An 18,960-nucleotide genomic window follows, 5' to 3' on the forward strand; every position below is an offset into this window, starting at 1 on the left:
CCTTAAAAACATGAAACTTTTTATACTCAAATACAGCATTGCTGTTATAAGCTGTCTTTATCTGGCCTACTTCTTTTACAATTCAGAACGTGCCGGCAGCATGATCAAAACGGGAACCGCTCTTGTTTTAGCACTTTCTATTTTTATGACGATGTGCTGTCAGATCAGAAGCGGGAGATAACGCTGATCAATCATGAGTTAGTCTGAATTACTGACTCTTTATTTCCCAATTATAAATACTACTTTTGATTTTTGAGAGTTAAAGTATTTATGTTGAAAAAATTACTGGTTCTTACTATTTTTATCTGGTTTTCCGGGCTTCAGGCACAGGAAACGGTATCATCGTACAAAACCAGGAAAATAATTGCCAGCCGGGATACTATTCATCTTGAAGAAGTAAGTATCAATTCGGGATTCTTTCAGCTTTTCAATACCAAAAACGAACCTCTCGATTCTGCCTTTTATAAAGTTGATTTTAAAAAAGGTACTTTACTCCTCAATGAAAAACTTGTCACAACAGGTGATACTTTATTAGTCAATTATTTAAAGTACCCCGATTTTCTCACTAGGGAATATACCTTATACAAATCAAATCAGGTCGTATCCAACGACATTGGCACTGAAAAACTGTATAAAATTGATAATGCTGTCGCTAAAAAAGTCACTCCGTTTGATGGTTTAAATACATCCGGAAGTATTACAAGAGGGGTAACCGTTGGAAACAACCAAAATACAGTTCTAAATTCCAATCTGGATTTGCAGATCACAGGAAAAATATCCGACAAAATTAGTTTACGGGCCTCCTTACAAGACAGCAATATCCCGCTTCAGGATGGCGGTTACTCTCAAAAACTGGATCAGTTTGATAATATCTTCATGGAACTTTTCACAGACGACTGGAACATCAGGGCCGGAGATGTTTTTTTAGAGAACAGAAAAACTCAGTTTTTAAATTTCAATAAAAAAGTTCAGGGGCTTTCGGCCAATTTTAATTTTGGCACAGGCGAGAACAAAACCAACATTTTTGCTTCGGTGGCTTTTGTAAAGGGACAATATGCCAAAAGTACTTTTACAGGCCAGGAAGGAAATCAGGGACCATATAAATTAAAAGGACAAAATGGTGAATTGTATGTTCTCGTAATTTCAGGCTCTGAGCGTGTTTATGTAAATGGTGTTTTACTGAAACGCGGAGAAAACAACGATTATGTGATCGACTATAATGCCGGTGAAATTACTTTCACTTCTCTTTTTACGATTACGTCCGAAATGCGAATTAATGTAGAGTACCAATATTCTGAACGAAATTACAACAGACTTGTGACCTACGCAGGCGGAACTCACGAAAGCAAAAACTGGAGTTTTGGCGGTTATCTCTATTCTGAAAACGACATGAAGAATCAGCCCTTGCAGCAGAATCTTTCAAAAGAGCAGGTTCAGATTTTAAGCCAGGCCGGAGATGATCCGAATTTAATGAAAGCCCCTTCGGCGTATGAAGACACCTATGCCGATACTAAAATACTTTACAAAAAAAATTAGTCAATTCTGTCGAAATTTATGAATACTCAAAAGATGCGAGCACTGTTTTATACAACGTAAAATTTAGTCTTGTCGGAAACAATACGGGTAATTACATCATTCAGAACAACAATTCGGTAGAACGCATTTATGAATATGTAGCTCCTGTTAACGGAATTTTACAAGGAAATTACGAACCACTTGTAAATCTGATCGCACCTATAAAATTGCAGGTAGCGACCTTTTTAGGAAAATACAATCCGGACGAAAAGACCCTAGTAGACTTTGAGATTGCAGTAAGCAACAACGACAAAAACCTGTTCTCTAAAATAGATGATGCTAATAATGACGGTATCGCTGTTAAAGCCAACATCAAAAAACGTCTTTTTACACGAAGCTGGTCCTTGGATGCCTTTGCAAACTATCAATTCGTTCAGGAAGATTTTAGGTCTGTTGAGCGTTTGTACAATATCGAATTCAACCGCGACTGGAATTTAAACGAGATACTTTTGGGGAACCAAAACATGTTGATCACAGGACTAAATTTTGATTTATTTGCCAAAAAAGAGACCTCCAATATTGGATTGTTTACCTATCAATTTGAGAAGTTAGATTACTCCGAAAGTTATTCCGGATCGCGTCACACCTCAACAGCACTTTTTAAATTACAGCAATGGACGATCGAAAACAGGGGCAGCTTCCTGAATTCAGATGCTATAAATTCTACTTCAAAATTTATTCGGAATCAAACCCGAACTAAATATCATTTTGGTAAAAACTGGGTCGGCGCAAGTATGCAGCTTGAAGACAATCAGCAGAAGAATAAAATCACTAATCAGTTTTCGGCTTTAAGCCAAAGATTTTCAGAGTTTGGTGCTTTTATTGGCCGTGGTGACAGCACTAAAGTTTTTGTTGAAATTGGTTATTTGCAACGTCGAAACGATAGTTTGCAAAACGGATTTTTACAACATGTAAACAATTCTCAAACTTACTTTTTAAAATCAAAATTAATTCAGAATAAGAAAACGGATCTGGCCGTATATGCCAGCTATCGCAAATTGGATTTTACAGATGCTTCCCGAAAAAATGAACCTTCGTTAAACTCCAGAATACTTTATAACGATCGTTTTTTTAATCAACTATTGCAAATTGGAACCACCTATGAAACCAGTTCGGGAACGATTGCCCAACAGGAATTTACCTATATTGAAGTTCCGACGGGTCAGGGTGTTTATACCTGGAACGATTACAACGGAAACGGAATTCAGGAACTCGAAGAATTTGAAATTGCTGCCTTTCCCGATCAGGCTCGATACATCCGAATCTTTCTGCCGAATCGAGTCTACATCAAAACCAATCAAAATAGGTTCTCCCAATCTGTGGCATTAAATCCATTGCAGTGGCAGAACGAAACCGGTTTCAAAAAACTCCTGTCTTATTTTTACAATCAGACATCCTTTATTATGGATCGGAAAGTAAAAAGTCAGGGAGAGCGTCTGGAATTGAATCCGTTTTATTCTTCAGAAGAAAATATTCTGGGCCTTAATTCGAGTTTCAGAAATAGTTTGTACTACAACCGGGGCAAACAAAAACATTCCGTTACCTATACTTATTTGGTCAATAAAGGTAAAAACCTGCTTTCGATTGGATCGCAAAATGTTCAAAACAATTCACATCAATTGCAATACACCCATTTGTATCAAAAAAGCTGGCTGTTTAACTTATTTACCAAAACGATTAAAACCGACCTGGTTTCTGAAGATTTTGTCGAAAAAAACTATGCTATCACGGGCTACCAAATGGCTCCCAAAGTGAGTTACTTGTTCTCAAAAAACACCAGTCTGGATTTCTTTTTTGAATTTCAGAATAAAGAGAATCAGATAGGAAATTTTGAAACTCTGGTTCAAAATCGATTGGGAACTTCTTTTTCATTTGCGGGAGAGAAAAAAATAACGGTAAACGGAGAATTTTCTTTTTACCAGAATAAATTCAGAGGAAATGAATTTTCATCAGTAGGATTTCAAATGCTGGAAGGACTACAGGCCGGACAAAACCTGGTGTGGAAGTTTCTTTTACAAAAAAACATCACACAGTTTTTAGATGTGAATTTAAATTATCAGGGACGAAAAAGTGAGACAGGCTCGGTGGTTCACACCGGAAATGTACAGCTCCGAGCTTATTTTTAACACTTTACGAAAATCATATTCATAAATTGTTTAATTTTAGTAGGAATTTAAACTTGTAACATTATGAAAAAATTATTAGTACTTTGTTTTGTAGTTCTTCTGTCTTCTAATTTCTATGGACAAGAGTCAATTACAAAAGCAGCGAAAAGCAAAACCGAAGCTGCTGCGAAAAAGAAAAAAGCAGAAGCCGACAAAGCAACAGCCGATGCTAAAAAAGAAACTGCAAAATCTAAAAAAGCCGCTAAAGATGCCGGCGATGCAGCAACAAAAGCCACAAAAGAATCTGCAAGTGCTGCTAAAAAAACCGCCGAAAAGCAGGCCACTAAAGCAAAAAGTGAAGCTGCCAAAGCAACAAAAACTGCTGACAAAGCGGCAAGCACAAAAGCCGCCGGTGTAAAAGCTGACGCTACAAAAACAGCAGCAAAAGCAACTGAAGCTTCAAAAGCAGCACAAAAAGATGCCACTGCTGACAAAAAAAACAGTTTCGAAAACAATAAAAGAAACGAATGAAAAAGCTCCAAAAGTAGCCGATAAAGTAACTGGCGAATACAATGGGAAAAAAGTATATACCGGACCAAAAGGCGGTAAATACTACATTAATAAAAATGGAAACAAAACCTATATTCAGGATTAAAGTTCCTTTTACCAATATCTGAAAGGGGTTACTTACAGTAACTCCTTTTTTTTGTTTATTGAGAAACCAAATATTCGTTAACATACAAGTAACTTTTCCTTCCAAACACTACTAATTCCAAAACCTAAACAACGAATTATATGGGCTGAAGACCCTTATAGAGTTAATAATTTAGTAATACGTATCAAATAACATAAAAAGCATATTTCTTTATCTTCGTTTTTAAAAAGTGTTACACTATGAGCATTGACTATTCTGCGAACAAAACAATTTTAGTTGCTCCATTAAACTGGGGATTAGGTCATGCGACAAGATGCATCCCTATTATAAAAGCGCTTCAGGAAAACAATTACATCCCGATAATTGCTTCTGACGGTGTTGCGTTAGCATTGTTACGAAAAGAGTTTCCATACATTCAAACCCTTGAATTACCATCTTATCATATCGAATACGCCAAGAATGCTAAAAACTTCAAATGGAAGCTGATTAAAAACCTGCCAAAAATGATTGTTGCCATCCTTGACGAAAAAAAAATCGTAAAAAGCTGGATCAAAAAACACGGAATAGACGGTATTATTTCGGATAACCGATTGGGGGTTTTCAGTAAAAAAGTTCCTTCCGTATTTATGACACATCAATTGAATGTCATGACCGGGAACACCACCTGGTTCACCAGTAAATGCCATCAGCATATCATAAAAAAATACACAGAGTGCTGGGTTCCGGACACCAATGACACGGTAAATCTAACCGGAGAACTGGGGCATCTTAAAACGGATGATCTAAAATTAAAATATATTGGTCCATTGAGCAGAATGCGTAAAAAGGACACTCCAAAAGTATATGATCTGATGATTATCCTATCAGGACCTGAACCTCAGCGTACTTTTTTGGACGAAAAATTACAGAAAGAAGTTGTCAATTATAAAGGTAAAGTAGTGTTTGTTCAGGGTATTGTGGAAAAAATACAAACCAAATGGCAAGCCGGAAATGTTACGTATTATAATTTCATGAACTCTAAACAGCTGGAACAGACTTTTAACGAAAGTGAATTTGTCTTATGCCGCTCCGGTTACACGACCGTTATGGATTTGGCAAAATTAGGCAAGAAAGCCTTTTTTATTCCAACCCCGGGGCAATACGAGCAGGAATATCTGGCCATAAAGCTTCAGAAGGAAAATTTAGTACCTTATGCAATGCAAGACGACTTTACGATTGAAGATCTTTCAAAAGTAAAGTCGTTTAAAGGTCTGACTCAATTTAACGATACGATAGACTGGGATACTCTGTTTACCGTTTTTGAGGATGAAAACTAGAAGTTAAACTGTGCCTGCAAACGCAATAAGTTTCCTTGCTGTCTGTTCACAGGAAGTGCACTGTCCTGGAAAGTTCTGTCGGCAATCACATATTCCGCCGTAAGTTCAAAGGCTTTTAGAGGCTGCCATTCTATACCAAATTCATAATCTCTAACGACATAACTTCTGGCATCTTTCTCATATTTCTTCCCTCCGTCGTAATATTGAAATTTGGCGAAAGGATAAATAACTTGTTTTTTAATATCTAATTTGTAGTTCAGTAATACATAACCACCGTCCAGATCTGTTTCATCGACTGCGTTAGTTACTGAATTGTATCTTGGACCTTTTCCGATATTGTACTCTGTCTGAATTCCAAAAGGTCTTGGATACAATACAAAAGTTGCTCCTACCCTTTGATCTTTTACGTGCTGCGAATTGTTCACTTTAACTCCTGATGAAATTTCACCTGAAAAAGCCCATTTTCCGGCGTAAGCCTGAATTCCGGGTTCGATAATCTGACTTCCAATTACAAATGGGTACGTTACTCTTGCCACCACATTCAAATCTCTGTTCCCATCTAATCTATTCGCAATCTGCCCATTGTAAACTCCAAAAGCGAAAACACCATAATCACCTGATCCTTTGTAACCATCTTTTACCAACATTTCAAAACGCTCTCTAATTTTAGCCGGTGCCCAGTAAAAGAACATTCCTAAATCACGTTCGTTTAATATGGCACTGTTCAACGCATCGTTTCTATCTAAAGTTAAACGCTGTCCGCTTGACTGCATATTCTCGAAACCGTATGGTATTTTACTTTGCCCGACACGTAATCTGTACTCTCTCTTTTTATCAAAAGAAAGGTCAAAATATAGATCCCGAACCTGAACAAAATTCTGAACTCCTGTAACCGGAGAACTCGCAAAATCAGGTTGAAAATAGAAAAATACATTTGGATGAACCTGACCGGAAAACACTAAACGTGCACGTCTGATAAATAAACCATTGTTTGCTTTTGCATCCGGGGCCGTAGAAGTTGTCCCCCATGATCTGTCGCACTGATCACACGATACTTTATCATTTGTAGAAAACAAACCGTTGTATCGTATCTGTGCATAACCTCTTAAAGAAATCTTATCGTACCAACGATCTTTATCCGTTTCATCATTATTCTTTTCGGATTCAGTATCCGGCAGTTTTGCTTTGTTGATTGAATCAAGAAGACGTACTACTTCTTTTTTTACCTCTTCTTTACTTAAATCCTGCGCTTTTGATACACAGGTAATTAGCAACAGAATTGCTATTAGTCTTATTTTCATTCTTTTTGTTTTCTGATCCCTTAATTTTTCGAATGCAAAGATCCATCACCTATGTTAAGATATCATTAACAAGGTGTTACTATAACAAAAAGGAATTGTTTCGAAATGGTTACGTAAATTTCATTAGTGTTAAAACACTAGATTTCACGGCACTTCACTCCAACAAGCTTACAATTATTTAACTTCGGCTTTTACTGTTTTATTTGCTTTTTCAAGCGTAAAAGAGAACTCAGAACCAATTCCGAACTCACTTTCTACATATACTTTCTCTTTATGTGCTTCAATAATGTGCTTCACAATAGCCAATCCTAATCCGGAACCGCCTTCTGAACGGGTTCCACTTTTATCGACTCTGTAAAAGCGTTCAAAAAGTCTCGGAATATTTTGTTTTTCAACACCTTCACCATTATCACTAATACGGATCAGTACTTTTTTCTTGGTTAGGTTAACAACTCCCACCTCAGTCAAACCACCTTCTTTACCGTACTTAATAGAGTTCACGATCAGGTTTTCCAGAACTTGCTGAATTCTGTCTTTATCTCCGCGAATGATTACTGACTTAATGTTCTTACTTTCAAAAGCCAGTTTAATTTTCTTTTTGTCGGCTTTCATCTCCAATAAATCGAAAACGTTTTGAATCAGTTCTACAATATCAAAATCGCTCATGATTAAATCCAGATCTCCTGATTCTAATTTGGTGATCATGTCCAGATCTTCAACGATATAAATCAATCGCTCAACACCTTTCTCCGCTCGCTTTAAATATTTTTTTCGAATGTTCTTATCTTCCATAGCGCCATCCAGCAAAGTTGAAACATAACCCTGAACCGTAAACAAAGGTGTTTTCAGCTCATGCGAAACATTTCCAAGAAACTCACGGCGGTATTGCTCCCTGATTTCCAGCATTTCAATTTCCAGCTTTTTATCGGTGGCAAACTTTTTCACCTCGCGTGAAAGCGTTTCCATATCAGTAGTTATAGGCTGATTGATCAATGTTGTTGTCTCTAATAATGAAACCTCATCGTATATCTTCTTGACTCTTCTGTAAATAAAACGCTCCACACGGTATTGCAAGACCAGGAACGAAAACGCATAAATGGATATTATAAAGATTATGGCGAATGCAAATTGATACTTCAATTGGTTTTTATAAAACAAAGACATCAAAATCATCACAAATCCTGTTGCAAAAAGACTTATGTATAATGCTGACTTTACAGCAAATTTGTATGTTTTTTTAAAATTAATTTTCATTGAAATTATTGGATCATTAAGAGATTAAGAAAATTAAGTTCTGTTTTTGAGTTCTATTCTTTCGGGCAAAAGCAAAAAAGGAATAACTCAAAAACCATATAAGAAAATGAAGATTACATAAACTTCAATTCTTATATGGTTTAAATGTATTGAATATTTTAAAACAATTTGAATGAATTTAGATCCTGACTAAAGTTCTTAGTAACTTAACTTCTCAGAACCTCAGCACCTTAAAAATCTAAACTTCAAATTTATACCCCACTCCTTTTATGGTTTTAAAAAGGTCTTCTCCAATTTTTTCACGAAGTTTTCGAATATGAACATCAATCGTTCTTCCTCCTACTACCACTTCATTCCCCCAGACTTTATCGAGAATTTCGTCTCTTTTAAAAACTTTCCCCGGTTTTGAGGCTAACAGGTAAAACAATTCAAATTCTTTTCTTGGTAAGGCAATCTCAACGTTACCTTTAATGATCTTGTATTCTTCACGGTTAATCTCTATTCCGCCTACATTTAAGGTATCACTTACGACTTCTTGTTCTTTTAACCTTCTTAACAGCGCCTTTACTTTGGAGACCAATAATTTCGGTTTTATTGGCTTGGTAATATAATCATCTGCACCTGCGTCAAAACCAGCTACTTGTGAATAATCTTCACTTCTTGCCGTAAGGAATGTTATGATAACATTATTTAATTCGGGAATTTTTCTAATGTGTTCGCAAGCTTCCATTCCATCCATTTCTGCCATCATTACATCCATAATAATCAATTCCGGCAATTCTTTCTGAGCCTTTGCAATTGCTTCTTTTCCGTTAGAAGCAGTTACAATCTGGTAGCCTTCCTGAGCAAGGTTATAGCCAACGATTTCTAAGATATCTGGTTCATCGTCAACTAGTAAAATCTTGGTTTGTGTTTTTTTCATAAATAGCAAAAATTGAGATTTTTACATCAAATTTTCTTTATTATACATTCGATGATTTTCATTTGAGATGGTAAATATACTAATAAAACGACCGTTAAAAATTGCGGTTAACGGTAATTTAATCTGGTAACAATTTGATAATCTACGCGACACGAAAACATAACAAGTGGCTAACATGAACTTTACACAGCGTCTTTTTCTTTGCACAAAAATTTAAACACAACACTGAAATGAAATTCAATTTAAAATTTCTATTTATCACATTATTCATCTGTACGATTTCGATCGCACAAAACAAAGGTACGATTTCTGGTGTATTAACCGACAAAGAAACCAACAATGAAGCCCTACCTTTTGCAAATGTTTTATTAAAGGGAACAAACATTAGCGCAAACACTGACATTGAGGGAAAATATTCCTTAAATGTAAATCCGGGAAATTACATCATTATTTTTAGTTTCGTTGGATATGAATCTGTAGAAAAGCCAGTTACTGTAAAAGCAAATGAAACAATTACTGTAAATCAGGTACTTTCGTCAGGAAGTTTTACACTTAAAGATGTTGTAGTAAAATCATCGGCAGTAAACAAACAAAAAGAATCAGCACTGCTATTGGAACAGAAAAATGCTGTTGATATTAAACAATCTATCGGAGCACAGGAGCTTTCTAAAAAAGGAGTTAGTGATGTTGCCAATGCTGTTGTAAAAACGACTGGTATTACCAAACAGGAAGGAACAAACAATATTTTCGTAAGAGGTTTAGGGGACCGTTACAATTCAACTACAATGAACGGTTTGCCAATTCCATCAAACGATCCTGAAAAGAAAAACATCAACTTAGATATTTTCTCTACTGACATTATCGAATATGTATCGATTGACAAAGTTTACAACGGTAAGTTCTTTGGAGATTTTGCTGGAGGAAATGTTGATATTATCTCTAAAGATTACAAAGGAAATGGATTTTTTAAAATTGATGTGGAATCAAAAGTAAACACAAATGCTCTTGGTGAAAACAACTTTAGCCTGCAAAAAGGCCCAAATGCTTTTGGATTTAGTAAAGCTGAAATTCCAAACAATCCATTGAATCAATACAATTTCAACACGCTTCAATTTGAGAAGAAAACTCCTTTAGCAGGTTCATTCGGAATCTCAGGTGGAGATTCGTTTAATGTTGGAAGTGAAGGAAAACTTACCGTATTTGGAACTGCTTCTTTCTCAAATGAGTATTCGTCAAGAACAAACGGAACTGCCAGAGCGAGTGTAAATGCTGCTGGTGTTGCCGGAAAAGATTTAGATTACCACTACCTGGCCTACAGCACTAACACAACAGGAATGTTTAATGCCGGATACAAAATCAACAATCGCAACAAAATCAACTTCAACTCTTTATTCATCAATACTTCTGCACAAAAGAGAGAAGAGTCATCTGGATACATTGTCGATCTTGCCAATGAAGGAAACGGATATATTCGCAGAAATGAATACGAAAAAACAGCTTTGTGGGTAAATCAATTATTGGGAGAGCACAAACTAAGCGAAAGAAGTACACTGAACTGGGGAGGTTCTTACAATATTGTAAACCAAAACATTCCGGACAGAACTTACAACACTATGAACAAAGTGAATGGTGGTTATGTAATCAACTCTCAATCTGCACCAAACAACAACCGTTACTTTCAGGACTTAAAAGAAAACGAATTGGCTGCAAACTTGTCTGTAAACTATAAGTTTAACAAAAATGACGAAGGTGATTTCAAAGGAAAATTCACTTTAGGATACAACGGAAGGTTTAAAAACAGAGATTTTGAGGCTACTCAATTCAACCTTAAAACCACAACATTTCCAGTATCTCACACCGGTGATATTGTTGACCCAAACAACTTAGATTTATTCTACAACCAACAAAACTTAGCGAACAACTATTTCACAATTTCAACTTTCCGTGGAGGACCTGAAGTTCCTAACGCATTGGATCCGCAAACTTACGGTGGAGATTTAACGATCAACGGTGGTTTCTTAAATACAGAGTACAAATTCAATCCTAAATTCACAGCAGTACTAGGATTAAGAGCTGAAGTTATCACACAAAATGTGGAATGGAGTACACAATTAGATCCTGCAGGAGGAAGCGATAAGTTAGAAAAAACAGCTTTCTTACCAAGTGTAGTTTTAAAGTATGAACTTAACGAAAAACAAAATTTACGTTTAGGATTCAGTAAAACGTATACATTACCTCAGTTCAAAGAAAGATCTCCTTTTATTTATGAGGACTTTTTACAGGCTAAAGTTGGTAATCCATTTTTATACGCTTCAGACGATTACAACTTTGACTTAAAATGGGAAGTTTTTCCAAAAAGTGACGAAGTTTTCTCTGTAACGGCTTTTGGAAAATACATTTTGAATCCAATTAATGAGGTAATCATTAACTCTTCTACAAATGATATTTCATATGTAAACTCTGGAGATTATGGATATGTAGCCGGAGCTGAATTAGAGTACAAAAAAGTACTTTTTAACTTTGACAGTGAACAGACAAAGAAGTTAACGGGAGGTATTAACTTGTCTTATTTGTACAGCAAACAACAATTAGACGACGAAAAGGTTTTGAAAGAAACTGAAGGAACACGTCCAACTACTTTTACAAATACAACAGGTAAATTTACAGGAGCTTCTCCTTTCTTACTAAATGCTGACATCTCTTTCTACAATGAGTGGAATGATAAAAACAGCAACCTGACTACAACTTTGGCTTACAATTATTTCTCTGACCGTGTTAACGCAATTGGTACACTTGAAAAAGGAGACTTGGTTGACAAAGCGGTTGGTTCATTAGATTTCATTGCAAAAGCAAAACTGAATAAAAACTATGGTCTTGGTTTAGTTGTAAAAAACATTCTTGACCCAACAGTTAACAGAATTCAGGAAAATCAATCTGGTGATGTAAATGTTTTGAGCTACAAAAAAGGTTTAAACTTAAGCTTACAATTTAGCTACGAGTTCTAAGCTATATAAATTGAATTAGTAAAAAAGGACAGTCTGCGTACTGTCCTTTTTTTGTTCTTTCAACTATAAACAATGTGTTAAGTAGTTAACATTTAGTTAATATAAAAGCTTCATTTTATTAAACTAACAATCACGGTTGCTTAACATCCGGAAAGGATTTCTAATCCATCTTTGCATCAAGAAATTAAACACACAAAAAAAATTATTAAAACGATTATGAAAAAATCAATTTTAAACTTTGTTACAGTTATTGCTTTATCAGGAGGCTTACTTACAAGCTGTTCAAGTAGCGATGACGATAAAAAAGCACCTACTTCGACGTTTGTTGCCGACCCTGCTAACTTTCAAGGAAAGATCACTGATGGTGAAGTAATACTTGATGCTACTAAAACTTATAAATTGACAGGAGCTATAAAAGTAGAAAACGGAGCAACTTTAACAATTCCTGCAGGAACGGTTATTGAAGGTACTGGAGGAACTGCGGCATATATATCAGTTGCACAAGGTGCAAAAATAAACGTAAACGGTACAGCTGCAAAACCAGTTATCATGACTGCTTCTGTAAAACAAGCTGGTAAATGGGGTGGTTTAGTAATTTGTGGTAAAGCTCCAATCAACCGTGTAACTGGTGGTGCTAGTACTGCTACATCTGAAGTTGCTGAATTGACTTATGGTGGAACTAACTCTGCTGATAACTCTGGATCTATCAAATATTTAAGAATTGAATACGCTGGAGCTGCTTTCAACTCTGAAAAAGAATTTAACGGAATCTCATTCTTTGGAGTAGGTTCAGGAACAATCGTTGAAAACGTTGAAGCTTACTACGGTGCTGATGACGGATTCGAATTCTTCGGAGGATCTGTAAATACTAAAAACTTAATCTCTATCGGTAACGAAGATGATCAATTTGACTGGACTGAAGGATGGAATGGTATCAACGAAAACTGGTATGGTAAATTAGACTTCGGAAAAGGAAACAGAGGAATTGAAGCCGATAACTTCGAATTCGGATATGCTTTCACTCCAATCGCTAATCCTACTATCACAAACTTAACTCTTGTTGGACCTGGAAGTACTGCAGCTGCTGCTAACTTCGCTGAAAACCAAGCAATCAAATTAAGAAGAGGAACTAAAGCTATTATCTCAAACGTAGTTTTAAGTGCATGGGCAACCGGAATCGATGTTGAAAACGACGAAACTATTGCTTTTGTTGGAACTGCATTAAAAGTATCAAATGTATTATTTGCTAATGATGTACCTGTAAAAACTAAAGGAAAGAAAACAGACGCTTCTTCTGCTAACGTAAGTGCTATTGTTACAGAATCGGCTACTGCTACCGGAGCTGGAAATGGAGTATTAGCTCCAACATGGGCTGCTGGATGGTCAGTTGGTTTCTAATCACTTACAATATAAACTGTTAAAAACATCCTAAATATTTAGGATGTTTTTTTTGGTGTAATTTTTGTACTTTTTTTTGTATATTTACACTAACCAAAATAACGCGATGGCAAAAAATTACTTTTATATTACTTTCTTATTGGCTTTTTTCTTTACTGTTAGTGTTTCGGCACAAGACAGTAAGCAATTACCAAAACCTCAACAGGTAGCAACCATTGAGGGTTTAAGCTTGTACCCTAACCCCGTAACTGGTGGAAAAGTAACTATCTCCTCTAAAAATGATTTAGAAAAAGAGATTATCATCTTTGATGTTCTGGGTAAAAAAGTACTTCAAACACATTTAAGTTCTCGAGAATTAAACGTTTCTGATCTGGTTCCAGGCGTTTACATCATCAAAATAAGTGAAGAAAATGCTTCAGCAACACGAAAGCTCATTATTCGATAAAACAAAAAGCTCTAATTTTCATTAGAGCTTTTTTAGTTTTCAGTCGCGGTCACAGTTTTCAGTTTCTGCGAAACCCTAAAATGACAACTGAAAACTGTGACTGAATACTGTGACTAAACACTAAAAACAATATCTTTGCACAAAAAAAGTTTTGATCACAGCCAACGATATATTCACGATTTCGAGTCAGAAACAATTTGAGAAAATAGCACTAAAAGTGTTTCGTTTTCAACATGAGAATAACGTTGTCTATCGTGATTTTTGCGATTTTTTAAAAGTAAATCCACAACAGGTAAAATCATTGGAACAAATTCCTTTTTTACCTATTCAGTTTTTCAAAAGTCATCATGTAGTTTCTAATAACGATCCTGCTCAGGTAACTTTTACCAGCAGTGGAACAACCGGCATGATTACCAGCAGACATATTGTGACCGATGTAAGTCTTTACGAAGAAAGTTACCGCAATGGATTTTCACAATTCTATGGCAATATCGAAGATTACGTTGTTTTAGCGCTTTTACCGTCTTATCTCGAGCGCGATGGATCTTCGTTAATTTACATGGTCGAAGATTTAATAAAACTCTCCAATCAGCCTGAGAGTGGATTTTACCTGCACAATCACGACGATCTTATAAAAAAATTAACCGCTTTAGACGAATCCGGTCAAAATGTAATCCTGATTGGTGTTACTTACGCCTTACTCGATTTGATTGAGAAACACCAATTCAATCTTCAGAATACTATTATTATGGAGACTGGCGGTATGAAAGGCAAACGAAAAGAAATGATTCGTGAGGAATTACACGAGCAGCTTTGTTCGGGTTTCGGTGTTTCGGCCATTCACTCGGAATACGGTATGACCGAACTTCTGGGACAAGCTTATTCTCTGGGTGAAGGTATTTTTGAGTGTCCGTCATGGATGCACATTTTAGTTCGTGATCCCGAAGATGCACTCACTTACGTTAAAGACGGAAAAACCGGAGGAATCAACGTTATCGATTTAGCCAACATTAATTCCTGTTCCTTTATTGCTACTCAGGATTTAGGCAAAAAATATCCCAACAACTCTTTCGAGGTATTGGGACGTTTTGACAATTCTGATATTCGTGGCTGTAACCTGATGGTTTTGTAAAAGTTGAATCGTTGATCTGGTTAATCGTTTAATCGGTAAAAAATTGATTAAACAAAAAACTAATTCTCCTCCGTTAGACCAATGCTGTCAATGCTTTCAATTTTCTTAAGGGCTTTTTCTTTTTCTCCTTTGCGTTCTAACAACTTGTAAACACCGTAGCAGGCCAAACCTCCACAAAGTACAAAAAGTATATTCCACCCTGAATTAATAACCCCTGCATCGTCAACACTGTCAAGACCACCAATAAGAACATTCAAAAAACCAGCGACAAATCCTGAAACAAGAGTCCCGCCATAATACGATACTATTCCAATCGCAAAATAGCCCCATTTATTCTTATCATATTCAAGAGCTAAGCCTGTAAATGCTTTCCAAATCCAGTAAATAAATAAAATTCCGATCATATCTGTAAGGTTAGTTTTAGGAAATAAACTTAATAAAAAAACATTACGTTTTTTAATATCAGAACTTTAAAATAAAAATCCCAACAACTCTTTCGAGCTATTGGGACGTTTTGATAATTCTGATATTCGTGGCTGCAATTTGATGGTTTTGTAAACAAAATTTGCCATAATACTACTGCTATTTTATCATTAAATTCAATGTAAAAAAATACCTAATTTAATAACCTATTGTTAATGTAGAAAAAATACTACACAAATATTTAAAAATTACTTTCACTGTAACTTTTTAAATATTAAATTATGAAAAAATTACCCTATTAGTTTTTATCCTTTTTAGCTTTACAAGCAGGTCACAGAATCCAAATTATAGATACCACGAACTCCAAGATTTAGGCACTACTATAGAATGGGCTATTGCTGTTGAATGCACCCAGCATTATCCTCCCGTAGGAATTAGAGAAGTAAATTTAAGACAAAATTTTAAATTGGAAGTTGGTAAAATTTACAAAGCAGATTTAGGCCTAAACTACGGCAACTTCGGCACAAGGTATTACAAAGTTACTTATGCAGGAGATTCTGGTGCTGACATGGGAGATGAAGTTGACACCCCACCTGATTTTAGCGCTCCAATTACTGACTTATGCTCTTCATTGTCTAAAAAGTATATAAGACCAATTTTATTAGGATCAACATTACAAGAAGCTCAAAATAACTTTTGCTCAAAGTTAACAGTTAATAGTACCAGAGAAATGGTAAATATTAAAATAGAAAAACCGTTATCTTCTGGTGACATTTGTTTTATGGATTTTGGAAAAGGCCCTAATTTTTATTTAATTGATGGAGCTAGTGTAGAAAGCGGAGATGCAGATTACGAAGTAGATTCAACAGATAGCAATTCTCAATTTTCCCTTGTTTTATTCAATTGTCAAAAACCCGATCTGCAAGCTGTACATGTTACTCCATATCAGGACGATGGTAATTATTACCGTGGAACAAGCAACAAAATTGCTTATTTCGGAGTACGAAATATTGGCACAAAAATTCAAAACGCGACTACTGCATATACATTATACCTCACGACATCAAGAAACTTTCTCAGTGGCAACGACATTAAACTATATGCTGTTGGTCAGAATCCTACAGATGCACCTGCACCTTCAGATCCAAAAACATCCCATAACTTCCCAATGGTCTACAACATTCCCTACAATGCTATTGCCGGTAAGTACTATTTAACCGCTGTAACCACAAACAGTGAAGATTTCAACGAATATAATAACATCGCCTCATCAACATACAGAATAACTATAAAAGAAGGAACAGCCCCTACAACGCCAACTCCGACCCCAACGCCAACACCAACACCAACACCAACTCCGATAGGAAAACCTGATTTAATTATCGATTCAAATAATACACTAGTTTATAGTGATTGTTTTGATTGCACTTCTACTTTAAGTGAATTAAAAAAAAGACATAGGGTCGACAATCAATCCGGGTCAATTAGGCCATCACTAATATCTATCAAAAACATAGGAAATGCCGCATCAACAGCAACAAATATAAGATTCTACCTGTCCTCCGATACGACACTCGATACATCAGATTTAAAATCAAACGGAAGTGCTATAACCGTAAATGCCATTAACGCAGGAGAATTGCTTGTAGTACCAGGCGGGACTATCTTCCCCTCAGATTTTGGCAATATTAGTACTGTATTTAACAATAACTGGAACATTCTTATGGTTGTTGACGATTCTAAAACAAATACCGAATCAAATGAAAATAATAATGTAACAGTTATACCTGTAACTTTCTATAATCCTTCTGGAAAAAAATCAATAGCAACAAAATTAGAAACTGACGATATACCAGAAAACTATACTATAACAGTCTATAATTTCCAAGGAGAAAAGATCTTAACGAAAGAAGTACACTCAAAACAAGAAGAAAACGAATTACTGCAATCCTTAAAAAATGATTTCTATATCATTAAATCTAATGATACAACACGAAAGATCTACAAAAAATAAAAAAGCCCATTCATACAAAAAGCATCCTGTATCAGGATGCTTTTAACTTATCTTTTCGTTAGTTTAAAAACTAAACCACTCGAATCACAAAATAATTCTTCTTTCCGCTTTGTAATAACACAAACTGATTATTAATTAAATCATTTGCAGTTAAGACAAAATCTTCTTTTATTTTTTCTCTGTTCACCGAGATCGAATTTGCGGTTAAGGCACGTCTTGCTTCTCCGTTTGATTTAAAGAAACCCGTTTTCTCGTTTAAAACCGTAATAATCTCCAAACCGTTTTCTAAATCGGCTTTTGCGATTTCAGCCTGAGGAACACCGTCAAAAACTTCCAAAAAAGTAGCTTCATCCAGTTTTTTCAAATCTTCGGCTGTAGAATTTCCAAACAAAATATTCGACGCCTGAATTGCTTTTTCCAATTCTTCTTCAGAGTGAACAAAAATGGTAATTTCTTCTGCCAGTTTCTTTTGTAAAACTCTTAAATGCGGAGCTGTTCTGTGCTCTTCGATTAAAGCATCAATCGTTTCTTTATCTAAAAACGTAAAGATTTTGATGTATTTCTCTGCATCAACATCAGTTGAATTCACCCAAAACTGGTAAAATTTATACACTGAGGTTTTATCAGTATCCAACCAAACATTTCCACCTTCAGATTTTCCAAATTTAGATCCGTCTGCTTTTGTAATCAATGGCGTTGTCAATGCAAAAGCTTTTGCACTCTCTCCGCCCATTCTGCGTACCAACTCCGTTCCGGTGGTGATATTTCCCCATTGATCCGAACCTCCCATTTGAAGTACGCAATTGTTATTTTTATATAAATGATAAAAATCGTAACCCTGAATTAACTGATAGGTAAACTCTGTAAAAGACATTCCTACACCGTCTCCGGCAAATCTTTTTTTAACGGAATCCTTCGCCATCATATAATTTACCGTGATACGTTTTCCAACTTCACGTGCAAAATCAATAAATGAGAATTCCTTCATCCAGTCATAGTTGTTTACCATAACAGGAGCATTTGCTTCTTTTGAATTAAAGTCAAGAAAACGCGACAAAACACTTTTGATACCGGCAACGTTCTTAGCCAAAGTTTCTTCGTTCAACAGATTTCTTTCATCAGATTTCCCCGATGGATCACCAATCATACCGGTTGCACCTCCTACCAAAGCGATAGGCTGATGTCCAAAATTCTTTAAGTGAACCAATAAAATAATCTGAACCATACTGCCAATGTGCAGCGAATCTGCTGTTGGGTCAAAACCTATATAAGCAGCAGTTACCTCTTTTAGCAATTGTTCTTCCGTTCCTGGCATGCTATCATGATATAACCCGCGCCACTTTAATTCTTCAACTAGATTCTTCATTTTTAAAATAATTTGTGCAAATATAATCAATGACAATGGCAATGACAAA

General features: G+C 35.7%; 14 protein-coding genes and 1 pseudogene. 10 read left to right on the forward strand and 5 right to left on the reverse strand.

What is annotated here, in order from left to right; all coding sequences use genetic code 11:
• The first annotated feature begins 10 nt into the window (after positions 1–10).
• The 5 genes and pseudogenes from C245_RS24245 (at position 11) to C245_RS0108690 (ending at position 5,651) form a co-directional block, all read left to right on the forward strand.
• Positions 11–181 carry a hypothetical protein gene (locus C245_RS24245; protein WP_017496200.1) on the forward strand — a complete coding sequence of 57 codons (171 nt, stop codon included), beginning with the start codon at positions 11–13 and terminating at the stop codon, positions 179–181.
• An 89-nt stretch (positions 182–270) separates the two neighbouring features.
• Positions 271–3,701 (forward strand): annotated as a pseudogene (locus C245_RS22815) (hypothetical protein).
• A gap of 63 nt (positions 3,702–3,764) precedes the next feature.
• Positions 3,765–4,211: a hypothetical protein gene (locus C245_RS0108680; protein ID WP_017496201.1), complete on the forward strand. Its 447-nt coding sequence runs from the start codon at positions 3,765–3,767 to the stop codon at positions 4,209–4,211.
• Complete coding sequence (locus tag C245_RS24545) at positions 4,159–4,335, forward strand: hypothetical protein (RefSeq protein ID WP_017496202.1); 177 nt, start codon at positions 4,159–4,161, stop codon at positions 4,333–4,335. Before C245_RS0108680 ends, C245_RS24545 begins: the two co-directional genes overlap by 53 nt.
• 239 nt (positions 4,336–4,574) lie before the next feature.
• The gene (locus tag C245_RS0108690) at positions 4,575–5,651 is read left to right on the forward strand and encodes a glycosyltransferase (protein WP_017496203.1); all 1,077 of its coding nucleotides are present in this window, start codon (positions 4,575–4,577) and stop codon (positions 5,649–5,651) included.
• On the opposite strand, the gene C245_RS0108695 is transcribed toward C245_RS0108690, so the two are convergent.
• The 3 genes from C245_RS0108695 to C245_RS0108705 form a co-directional block, all read right to left on the reverse strand.
• Positions 5,648–6,952, reverse strand: a complete 1,305-nt coding sequence (locus C245_RS0108695) for a porin (RefSeq protein ID WP_017496204.1) — start codon at positions 6,950–6,952, stop codon at positions 5,648–5,650. The two genes, C245_RS0108690 and C245_RS0108695, sit on opposite strands and share 4 nt — an antisense overlap.
• 174 nt (positions 6,953–7,126) lie before the next feature.
• Positions 7,127–8,206, reverse strand: a complete 1,080-nt coding sequence (locus tag C245_RS0108700) for a cell wall metabolism sensor histidine kinase WalK (protein ID WP_017496205.1) — start codon at positions 8,204–8,206, stop codon at positions 7,127–7,129.
• 238 nt (positions 8,207–8,444) lie between these two features.
• A complete protein-coding gene (locus C245_RS0108705; protein ID WP_017496206.1) occupies positions 8,445–9,128 on the reverse strand; it encodes a response regulator transcription factor in 684 nt (227 codons plus the stop codon).
• Between the two features lie 230 nt (positions 9,129–9,358).
• On the opposite strand from C245_RS0108705, the gene C245_RS0108710 reads away from it, so the two are divergent.
• The 4 genes from C245_RS0108710 (at position 9,359) to C245_RS0108725 (ending at position 15,108) form a co-directional block, all read left to right on the forward strand.
• Positions 9,359–12,133, forward strand: coding sequence for a TonB-dependent receptor (locus tag C245_RS0108710; RefSeq protein ID WP_017496207.1), 2,775 nt, complete (start codon positions 9,359–9,361; stop codon positions 12,131–12,133).
• Between the two features lie 216 nt (positions 12,134–12,349).
• The gene (locus tag C245_RS0108715) at positions 12,350–13,531 is read left to right on the forward strand and encodes a hypothetical protein (protein ID WP_026109957.1); all 1,182 of its coding nucleotides are present in this window, start codon (positions 12,350–12,352) and stop codon (positions 13,529–13,531) included.
• Between the two features lie 106 nt (positions 13,532–13,637).
• Positions 13,638–13,976 carry a T9SS type A sorting domain-containing protein gene (locus tag C245_RS0108720; protein WP_017496209.1) on the forward strand — a complete coding sequence of 113 codons (339 nt, stop codon included), beginning with the start codon at positions 13,638–13,640 and terminating at the stop codon, positions 13,974–13,976.
• Positions 13,977–14,127: 151 nt separating this feature from the next.
• Positions 14,128–15,108: an acyltransferase gene (locus C245_RS0108725; RefSeq protein WP_017496210.1), complete on the forward strand. Its 981-nt coding sequence runs from the start codon at positions 14,128–14,130 to the stop codon at positions 15,106–15,108.
• A gap of 59 nt (positions 15,109–15,167) precedes the next feature.
• On the opposite strand, the gene C245_RS0108730 is transcribed toward C245_RS0108725, so the two are convergent.
• Positions 15,168–15,512 (reverse strand): hypothetical protein, encoded by a 345-nt coding sequence (locus C245_RS0108730; protein ID WP_017496211.1) that lies wholly within the window; start codon positions 15,510–15,512, stop codon positions 15,168–15,170.
• 485 nt (positions 15,513–15,997) lie between these two features.
• Between C245_RS0108730 and C245_RS0108735 the strand changes: the two genes are divergently transcribed.
• Positions 15,998–17,545, forward strand: a complete 1,548-nt coding sequence (locus tag C245_RS0108735) for a CARDB domain-containing protein (RefSeq protein WP_017496212.1) — start codon at positions 15,998–16,000, stop codon at positions 17,543–17,545.
• Between the two features lie 70 nt (positions 17,546–17,615).
• Here C245_RS0108735 and tyrS read toward each other — a convergent pair whose 3' ends face one another.
• Positions 17,616–18,911, reverse strand: a complete 1,296-nt coding sequence (gene tyrS / locus C245_RS0108740; RefSeq protein ID WP_017496213.1) for a tyrosine--tRNA ligase — start codon at positions 18,909–18,911, stop codon at positions 17,616–17,618.
• Between the last annotated feature and the right edge of the window lie 49 nt (positions 18,912–18,960).

The organism is Flavobacterium sp. WG21 (assembly GCF_000335775.1).
GTDB classification, from domain to species: Bacteria; Bacteroidota; Bacteroidia; order Flavobacteriales; family Flavobacteriaceae; genus Flavobacterium; species Flavobacterium tructae.

Excerpts from the sequence above, each read along its gene's own strand:
- C245_RS24245 (WP_017496200.1), top strand. The coding sequence starts at position 11 with ATGAAACTTTTTATACTCAAATACAGCATTGCTGTTATAAGCTGTCTT.
- C245_RS0108680 (WP_017496201.1), top strand. The coding sequence starts at position 3,765 with ATGAAAAAATTATTAGTACTTTGTTTTGTAGTTCTTCTGTCTTCTAAT.
- C245_RS24545 (WP_017496202.1), top strand. The coding sequence starts at position 4,159 with ATGCCACTGCTGACAAAAAAAACAGTTTCGAAAACAATAAAAGAAACG.
- C245_RS0108690 (WP_017496203.1), top strand. The coding sequence starts at position 4,575 with ATGAGCATTGACTATTCTGCGAACAAAACAATTTTAGTTGCTCCATTA.
- C245_RS0108695 (WP_017496204.1), bottom strand. The coding sequence starts at position 6,952 with ATGAAAATAAGACTAATAGCAATTCTGTTGCTAATTACCTGTGTATCA.
- C245_RS0108700 (WP_017496205.1), bottom strand. The coding sequence starts at position 8,206 with ATGAAAATTAATTTTAAAAAAACATACAAATTTGCTGTAAAGTCAGCA.
- C245_RS0108705 (WP_017496206.1), bottom strand. The coding sequence starts at position 9,128 with ATGAAAAAAACACAAACCAAGATTTTACTAGTTGACGATGAACCAGAT.
- C245_RS0108710 (WP_017496207.1), top strand. The coding sequence starts at position 9,359 with ATGAAATTCAATTTAAAATTTCTATTTATCACATTATTCATCTGTACG.
- C245_RS0108715 (WP_026109957.1), top strand. The coding sequence starts at position 12,350 with ATGAAAAAATCAATTTTAAACTTTGTTACAGTTATTGCTTTATCAGGA.
- C245_RS0108720 (WP_017496209.1), top strand. The coding sequence starts at position 13,638 with ATGGCAAAAAATTACTTTTATATTACTTTCTTATTGGCTTTTTTCTTT.
- C245_RS0108730 (WP_017496211.1), bottom strand. The coding sequence starts at position 15,512 with ATGATCGGAATTTTATTTATTTACTGGATTTGGAAAGCATTTACAGGC.
- tyrS (WP_017496213.1), bottom strand. The coding sequence starts at position 18,911 with ATGAAGAATCTAGTTGAAGAATTAAAGTGGCGCGGGTTATATCATGAT.